We start from the raw sequence: 7,635 nt of genomic DNA on the forward strand, positions 1-7,635 counted from the left end.
GGCGCCGGCCCCCCCCCCCCCCCCCCGCTACACTAGCGCTCCTCGCTCGCCTTACTTGGCGGCGACCACCTGCAGGGAGATGACGGCCGAGAGGTCGTCGTGCAGGCGGACGGTGGCCTCGTGGTCACCGGTCACCTTGATTGGGTTCGGGAGCTCGATCTTGCGCTTGTCGAGCTCGCCGATGCCCGCGGCCTTGACCGCGTCGGCGACGTCGGCGGTCTTCACCGAACCGAACAGGCGGCCCTCACGGCCGGCCTTCACGGTCAGCTTGACCCGGGTCGCCTCGAGCTTGGCCTTGAGGTCCTGGGCCTGCTCGATGGTGTGGAGCTCACGCGCGGCGCGGGCCGCCTTGATCTGCTCCACCTGCTTCTCGCCACCACGGGTCCACGAGATCGCGAAGCCCTGCGGGACGAGGTAGTTGCGTGCGTATCCGTCCTTGACGTCCACGACGTCGCCGGCGGAACCGAGGCCGGTGACCTCGTGCGTCAGAATGACCTTCGACATGGGGATGCCTCCTTAACGGCCGGAGCCGGCGTAGGGGAGGAGCGCCATCTCGCGTGCGTTCTTGACGGCACGGGCGATGAGGCGCTGCTCCTGGACGGAGACACCGGTGATGCGGCGGGCGCGGATCTTTCCACGCTCCGAGATGAACTTGCGCAGGGTTGCGACGTCCTTGTAGTCAATGACGCCGACGCGAACGGACTTCGCGGGGGCGGCGTTCTTGCCGTCCTTGCCCTTGCGGATCGGCTTGCGGCGGTCGCCGCTCGACTTTCCAGCCATGGTTTTCCTTTATCTCTACGCGCCGCCGGACGGGTGCCGGCGGGCTGATCAGTGTTGGTGCCCTTTAGAAGGGAGTCTCGTCGTTGTAGGAACCCGGAGTGTTCCAGACGTCGGCGCCGGAGGACGGATCCGCCGGTGCAGAAGCGGCCCACGGCTCCTCGACAGCGGGAGCACCGCCGCCGAATCCGCCGGGACCACCAGGACCGCGCGACGACTGGGTGCGGGTGACCTGTGCGGTGGCGTAGCGCAGCGACGGCCCGATCTCATCGATCTCGAGCTCGATCGAGGTGCGCTTCTCGCCTTCCTTCGTCTCGTAGGAGCGCTGCTTCAGGCGGCCCTGCGCGATGACGCGCGAGCCCTTCGTCAGCGATCCGGCGACGTGCTCGGCGAACTCGCGCCACACGCTTGCACGGAGGAAGAGGGCCTCACCGTCCTTCCACTCGTTCGCCTGACGGTCGAACGTGCGGGGAGTGGACGCGATGGTGAAGTTGGCGACGGCCAGCCCGTTCTGCGTGTAGCGCAGCTCGGGGTCGGCCGTGAGGTTGCCCACCACGGTGATGACGGTCTCGCCGGCCATCGGACTAGGCGCTTGCCTTCTCGGAGGTGGCGGCCTTGCGGGCAGCCTTCTCGTCGGCGCGCTTCTGAGCGGCGGCGACCTGGGCGATCGCCTCCTCCGCGCGGAGCACCTTCGTGCGCATGACGGCCTCGCTGAGCTTCAGCTGGCGGTCGAGCTCCTTCGTGGTGTCACCGTTCGCGGTGAGCTGCACGACGGCGTAGATGCCCTCGGACTTCTTGTTGATCTCGTACGCCAGGCGACGACGTCCCCAGATGTCGACGTTGTCGATGGTTCCGCCGTCGTTGCGAACGACGTTCAGGAACTTGTCCAGGCTCGGAGCAACGGTGCGCTCATCGATCTCGGGATCGAGAATCACCATCAGCTCGTATTGATGCATGGCTGACCCACCTCCTCTGGTCTCAGCGGCTGCAGACGGTCTGCAGCAGGAGGGTCTGATATCCGTCACCTGGGCATGATGCTGCCCGGGCAACCTGTCAAGCGTAACGGATGCCGTGTCGCGATGCCAGTCGGCGGGAGCAGCGGGCGCGGGGGCGATGAGGAGATTCGTCATGCCCCCAGCCTCCCGACCGCGCGACATCCGCGGCCGGCCGAGGCGACATCCGTGGAGAAGCATCGCAGGCGGACGCCCTGTGGAGAAGCGTCGTCACCCCTTCATCGCCGCGTTCGCCTTCGTCTGCGCCTCCTTCAGCGCCTCCGCGACGGGCACCCGGCCGAGGAACATCGACTCGAAGATCGGCCCGAACGCATCCTGCGCCTTCGCCCAGTTCGCACCCTGCGGTCCCTGCACGGTGCCGTTGTCGAGCACGTCGTACAGCGGCGAGACGTCGACGCCCTCGCCCTTCCAGTAGTCGAGGAACTGCCGCTGCGCAGGAACGACGGCGGGGGAGGCGGAGCCGCCCTCTCCGATCGCCTTCGAGCCCTCCGCGCTGCCGAGCCACCGCAGCACCTTCTTCACCGCGTCGCCGTGCTGCGAGTGCGCGTTGCCCGCGGCGATGACGCCGTTGGTCACGCTGATCGCGCCGGCCGGCCCCGCCGGCAGGGGAGCGACGCCCCAGTCGAAGCCGGCTCCCTGCTCCACGTTCGCGAGGTTGTACGACCCGGTCTGGAAGAGCGCCAGCTTGCCCTGCGTGAACTGATCGCGGCTGAAGTCGCCGTTCGTGTTCGTATCGGCCGCCGAGGGCGCGACGTGGTACTTCGAGATCAGGTCGACCACGTACTGGAACGCCTGCACGCCCTTCGGCGAGTCGAACACGAACTCGTCGCCCTTCTGCAGCGCGGCGCCGTTCGAGCCGAGGTAGTTGATGTAGATCGCGTTCAGGTCGTTCGCGGCGTTGTAGCCGTACTGCACGACATGTGCCGGGTCGAACGCCGGATCGGCGGCGTTGCGGCCGGAGGAGTCGAGCGTGAGCTTCTGCAGCACCGGCAGCAGCGTGTCCTTCGCGGGATCGGGCGACCAGTGGAGGCCGTTCAGCGACTCCGGCGTCAGACCGGCGGCGCGCAGCAGCTCCTCGTTGTAGAAGACCCCGATCCCGGGGTCCGCGAGCTGCGGCACGCCCCACAGCGAGCCGTCGCGGGTGTACTGCTTCACGACCGAGTCCTGCCACTGAGCGGCGGCCTCGCGCCCGAGCGACGTCGTGACGTCGACCAGATCCCCCGCGGCCGCGTAGTCCTCGAAGTTGCCCGCGTTGACCCAGAACACATCGTCCGCGGTGCCGGCGGCGACATCCGTCCGCAGCGTGGTGAAGTAGTCGGCCCAGGGCACGAGCGAGGTCTTCACGTCGATGTCGGGGTTCTGCTTCTCGAAGGCCGCGAAGGAGCGGTTGTACGCCTTCTGCACCTGCTCGTCCCACAGCCGCACCGTCACGGTCTGCGTGGTCGGATGCGACGCCCCGGCCACGCCCACGCCGATGCCGACGGCGGCGACCACCGCCACCAGTCCCACTACCGAGACGGCGAGCACCGTCGAACGCTTGGCCATGTGTTCCTCCTCGCGGATGCCGGCCCGTGTCAGCGGAAGCCGGAGATCGTGATCGACCGCACGAGGTGTTTCTGGAAGACCAGGAAGAGGACGACGAGCGGCACGATCGCCAGCGTCGTCGCTGTCATGACAACTGTCCAGTTGCCGTTGTACTGGGATTGGAGGCTAGCAGTCGCGACCGTGGTGACCCGCCACGTGTTACCGCTCGTGATGACCAGCGGCCAGAGGAAGCTGTTCCACTGGCTGACCACGGTGATGAGCACCAGCGTGGCGATGATCGGTCGCGAGAGCGGGACCACGACCTCCACGAGGATGTCGAGCGTGGAGGCGCCGTCGAGCCGGGCGGCATCCACCAGGTCTTGCGGGATGCCGCGGAAGTACTCGCGCAGCAGGAAGATCGCGTAGGGGCTGCCGAACGAGAAGGGGAGGACGAGCCCCCAGAAGGTGTCGCGGAGTCCGAGCTGCACCATCATCAGATAAAGCGGCACGACGAGCACCACCGCCGGCACCATCAGCGTGGCCAGGTAGACCCAGAACAGCGCGTCCCTGCCGGGGAAGTCGACCCGGGCGAAGGCGTACGCCGCCATGATCGAGAAGACGAGCTGGAACACCAGGATGAAGGCCGCCATCAGCACGGTCACGCCGAGCGCCCGCCCGAAGCCGGCCGGCCCGGTGAAGAGGGTGACGACGTTCTCGAGCGTCCACGGGTCAGGGGCCGCGAGCGCCGGCTGCTGCGCGAACTGCTGCGGCGTCTTGAAGGCCGTCATCGCGCTGAGGAGGAACGGCGCGAGGGTGACGACCGCTCCGGCGAGCAGCACGAGGTAGATGCCTGCGGTGCGGAGGACGCGACTAGTCGAGCTCATACGTCGTCCTCCGCCGGAAGTAGAGCTGCTGACCGACCGTGATGGCGACGAGGATCACGAGCAGCACGAGCGCCATGACCGCCGCCCGACCGAAGTCGAACGTCTGGAACGCCTCCGTGTAGATGCGGTTGGCGACCACGTCGGTCCGGTGCTCCGGCCCGCCCCCGGTGAGCGCGTAGATCTGGTCGAACAGCTGGAACACCGCGATGACGCTCGTCACCAGCACGAAGAACATCGTCGGCCGCAGCAGCGGGAGCTTGATCCGCCAGAACAGCGCGACGGGGCCGGCGCCGTCGATGCGCGCCGCCTCCACGACGTGCTGCGGGATGGCGACCAGCCCGGCCATGAAGAAGAGGGTGACGTAGCCGACGTTGGTCCAGATCACGACGGCGGCCGCGGCGGGCAGCGCGAGCACCGGGTCGGTCAGCCACTCGACGCGCACACCGAGGATGGCCGTCAGCGCGCCTCCCGTCGGGGCGAAGATCCACTTCCACACGATGCCGAGGGCCAGCGGCGCGCAGATCCACGGCAGCACGTAGATCGTGCGCAGCAATGCCGAGCCGGGCAGCCCGCGGGTGAGCAGGGAGGCCGCGAACAGCCCCAGCGCCGTCTGCACCGGGATCACGATCACCACGAACAGCAGCGTGACCAGCAGTGAGTCGCCGAAGACCGGGTCCGTCAGCACCGATGCGTAGTTGGCGAGCCCGACGAACCGGGCCGGCCGGATGAGATCCCAGCTCTGGAAGCTCAGCCAGACCACCACCAGCACCGGCAGCACGAGGAAGCACGCGATCCCGAACAGGCTCGGCGCCAGCAGCGCGTACCCGGTCACCGCGTCCCTGCGCCGCAGCGCGGGCGAGCGGGAGGGCCGGCTCAGCGGTTCTCCCACCACGCGAGCAGGCGCCGGGTGGCCTCCTCCTCGCCGAGCGGGCCTTCGTCGAGCCGCAGCTCCAGCAGGAACCGCATGGCCTGGCCGACCTCGCGGCCGGGCTTGAGGCCGAGGACGGCCATCACCTGCGTGCCGTCGAGGTCGGGGCGGACCGCCTCGAGCTCCTCCTGCTCCTGCAGGGCGGCGATCCGCGCCTCCAGGTCGTCGTAGGCGAAGCCCAGCCGGTCGGCCTTGCGCCGGTTCCGCGTCGTGACGTCGGCACGGGTGAGCATGTGGAGGCGCTCCAGCTGGTCGCCGGCATCGCGCACGTAGCGACGCACCGCCGAGTCGGTCCAGTTCGCGTCGGCGTACCCGAAGAACCGCAGGTGCAGCTCGATCAGGCGGGCGACGGCCTCGATGGTCGCCTTATCGAAGCGCAGGGCGGTGAGCCGCTTCTTGGCGAGCTTCGCCCCCACCAGATCGTGGTGGTAGAAGCTGACCGCCCCGCCCGGCTCGAACCGGCGGGTCGCGGGCTTGCCGATGTCGTGGAGGATGGCCGCCAGCCTCAGGACGAGGTCGGGCGCCTCCCCGGGATGCCGCTCCTTCTCGTACCCGATCGCCTGGTCGAGCACCGTGAGGCTGTGCTGGTAGACGTCCTTGTGGTGGTGGTGCTCGTCGACCTCGAGGCGGAGGGCGGGGATCTCGGGCACCACCTCGTCGGCGAGCCCGGAGTCCACCAGCAGCTCGATGCCGGGCCGCGGCTCGTCGGCGAGCAGCAGCTTGGTGAGCTCGTCGCGGACGCGCTCGGCGCTGACGATGCGGATGCGCTCGGCCATGTCGCTCATGGCCGCCTGCGTCTCGTCGTCGACGGTGAAGCCCAGCTGGGCTGCGAAGCGTGCGGCGCGGAGCATCCGGAGCGGATCGTCGCCGAACGAGACCTCCGGGCTCGACGGTGTCGTGATCGTGCGGCTCAGCAGGTGCTCGACCCCGCCGGACGGGTCGACCAGGCGCACCTCGGGGATGCGCAGCGCGAGCGCGTTGACCGTGAAGTCGCGGCGCAGGAGGTCGCCCTCCAGCGTGTCGCCGAACTGCACCTCCGGCTTGCGGGTCTGCCCGTCGTAGCTGTCGCTGCGGTACGTCGTGATCTCGACCGTCTCGTCGCCGAAGCGGCCGCCGATCGTCCCGAACTGGCGGCCCACGTCCCACACGGCGTCGGCGAGCGGGGCCAGCACGCGCAGGATGTCGTCGGGCCGGGCGTCGGTCGTGAAGTCGAGGTCGTGCACCGGCCGGCCGAGCAACGCGTCGCGGACCGGTCCGCCGACCAGCGACAGCTCGTACCCCGCGGCCTCGAAGGCGTCGGCGACGCGGGCGACGGTCGGCGACGCGGCGAGCTCGCCGAGGCGTTCGAGTGATTCGGCGACGCTGTGCATGGTGCCCCAGTTTAACCGGGCGTGCTCGCCGCGGTCTCTCAGGGGTCGGCCTCTAGAATCGTCGTCATGGAGGCCGAGTCGGGATCGCGCGTCGACGCATGAGCGCACCCGTCCCCACCCTCCGGCGGGGGTCGACCCTCCGGCGCGTCGTCGCGGTCCTCGCGGGCGCTGTCGGCCTGACGCTGGCCGCGACCTCCGGTGTCGCCCCGGCCGCCGGAGCATCGGTAACTGGCAAGCATGGTGTCGGCGCCACCTCCACGTCGGCTGCAGCCCCGACCGCCGCAGGCGACAGCACCCTCACCGCGACCCTCGGCACCGACAACGCCGGCCTGCTCTCGCCCGGGCAGAACCTCACGGCCGCCGTCACCGTCAGCAACCCCTCCGACACCGCCTACGGCACGGGATCGGTCGACCTCTGGCTGGAGCCGACCCCGCAGTCGTCGCGGAACGACCTGACCTCCTGGCTCGGCTCGACCGACCCGGTCGACGACAAGACGAAGCTCGGCACGGCCGAGCTCCCCGTGCTGGAGCCGGGGACGAGCACCGTGGTCCGCGTGCAGGTCCCCGCGGCCGCCATCCCGTTCGGCGCACGCACCTCGGCGGCCGTGTTCGGTCTCGGCGCGACCGCGACCGCCGGATCCGCAACCGCGGAGGCCCGCTCGTCCGTCGTCTGGAGCCCGGGAGGGGCCGCTACCCGCGCCGAGGTGACGGTCGCGATGCCGATCGTCAGCCCATCCACGGCGGACGGCCTCCTCTCCGCCCAGGACCTCAGCACCTACACCGCGCCCAACGGCGTGCTGACCCGCGACCTCGACGGCCTGGAGGGACACAGCACCGTCGCGGTCGGCATCGACCCGATGATCATCGCGTCCATCCGGGCGCTCGGGAACTCGGCGCCGGACTCGGCCGTCGAGTGGCTGGACCGCCTGGCCGCACTCCCGAACGACACCTTCTCACTCGGTTACGGGGATGCCGACGTCGCCGGACAGCTCCAGTCCGGCCTCGCGGCGCCGCTCGCACCCACCTCGCTGACGTACGCGCTCGATCCGGCCGACTTCTCGCCGACGCCCACGTCGATCGGCGAGCCGTCCCCCGCCCCCCCCCCCCCCCCCCCCCCCCGCCCCCCGCCCCCCCCCCCC

The 7,635-nt window shown here is 69.9% G+C and carries 9 protein-coding genes; 1 reads left to right on the forward strand and 8 read right to left on the reverse strand.

The window, feature by feature from the left end; genetic code table 11:
* Positions 1–51: 51 nt before the first annotated feature.
* From rplI to ACR9ZG_RS16930, 8 genes are all read right to left on the reverse strand, one after another.
* Positions 52–504, reverse strand: coding sequence for a 50S ribosomal protein L9 (rplI, locus tag ACR9ZG_RS16895; protein WP_481286011.1), 453 nt, complete (start codon positions 502–504; stop codon positions 52–54).
* Positions 505–516: 12 nt separating this feature from the next.
* The gene (gene rpsR / locus ACR9ZG_RS16900; RefSeq protein ID WP_018189012.1) at positions 517–780 is read right to left on the reverse strand and encodes a 30S ribosomal protein S18; all 264 of its coding nucleotides are present in this window, start codon (positions 778–780) and stop codon (positions 517–519) included.
* Positions 781–844: 64 nt separating this feature from the next.
* Positions 845–1,357 (reverse strand): single-stranded DNA-binding protein, encoded by a 513-nt coding sequence (locus ACR9ZG_RS16905; RefSeq protein WP_481286012.1) that lies wholly within the window; start codon positions 1,355–1,357, stop codon positions 845–847.
* Between the two features lie 4 nt (positions 1,358–1,361).
* Complete coding sequence (rpsF, locus tag ACR9ZG_RS16910) at positions 1,362–1,733, reverse strand: 30S ribosomal protein S6 (RefSeq protein ID WP_301211684.1); 372 nt, start codon at positions 1,731–1,733, stop codon at positions 1,362–1,364.
* A 267-nt stretch (positions 1,734–2,000) separates the two neighbouring features.
* Positions 2,001–3,335, reverse strand: a complete 1,335-nt coding sequence (locus tag ACR9ZG_RS16915; protein ID WP_481286013.1) for an ABC transporter substrate-binding protein — start codon at positions 3,333–3,335, stop codon at positions 2,001–2,003.
* Positions 3,336–3,364: 29 nt separating this feature from the next.
* Positions 3,365–4,198 carry a carbohydrate ABC transporter permease gene (locus tag ACR9ZG_RS16920; protein WP_481286014.1) on the reverse strand — a complete coding sequence of 278 codons (834 nt, stop codon included), beginning with the start codon at positions 4,196–4,198 and terminating at the stop codon, positions 3,365–3,367.
* Entirely contained in the window at positions 4,185–5,087 is a 903-nt protein-coding gene (locus ACR9ZG_RS16925; RefSeq protein WP_481286017.1) for a carbohydrate ABC transporter permease, read from the reverse strand. The genes ACR9ZG_RS16920 and ACR9ZG_RS16925 overlap by 14 nt, the downstream gene beginning before the upstream one ends.
* Complete coding sequence (locus ACR9ZG_RS16930; RefSeq protein WP_481286015.1) at positions 5,072–6,496, reverse strand: CCA tRNA nucleotidyltransferase; 1,425 nt, start codon at positions 6,494–6,496, stop codon at positions 5,072–5,074. The genes ACR9ZG_RS16925 and ACR9ZG_RS16930 overlap by 16 nt, the downstream gene beginning before the upstream one ends.
* Positions 6,497–6,594: 98 nt before the next feature.
* On the opposite strand from ACR9ZG_RS16930, the gene ACR9ZG_RS16935 reads away from it, so the two are divergent.
* Positions 6,595–7,635 (forward strand): DUF6049 family protein (locus tag ACR9ZG_RS16935; protein ID WP_481286016.1); only part of this gene is annotated, 1,041 nt, incomplete at its 3' end.

Source organism: Leifsonia sp. KNZ12-8B (genome assembly GCF_056755495.1).

Excerpts from the sequence above, each read along its gene's own strand:
- rplI (WP_481286011.1), bottom strand. The coding sequence starts at position 504 with ATGTCGAAGGTCATTCTGACGCACGAGGTCACCGGCCTCGGTTCCGCC.
- ACR9ZG_RS16930 (WP_481286015.1), bottom strand. The coding sequence starts at position 6,496 with ATGCACAGCGTCGCCGAATCACTCGAACGCCTCGGCGAGCTCGCCGCG.
- ACR9ZG_RS16905 (WP_481286012.1), bottom strand. The coding sequence starts at position 1,357 with ATGGCCGGCGAGACCGTCATCACCGTGGTGGGCAACCTCACGGCCGAC.
- rpsF (WP_301211684.1), bottom strand. The coding sequence starts at position 1,733 with ATGCATCAATACGAGCTGATGGTGATTCTCGATCCCGAGATCGATGAG.
- ACR9ZG_RS16920 (WP_481286014.1), bottom strand. The coding sequence starts at position 4,198 with ATGAGCTCGACTAGTCGCGTCCTCCGCACCGCAGGCATCTACCTCGTG.
- ACR9ZG_RS16915 (WP_481286013.1), bottom strand. The coding sequence starts at position 3,335 with ATGGCCAAGCGTTCGACGGTGCTCGCCGTCTCGGTAGTGGGACTGGTG.
- rpsR (WP_018189012.1), bottom strand. The coding sequence starts at position 780 with ATGGCTGGAAAGTCGAGCGGCGACCGCCGCAAGCCGATCCGCAAGGGC.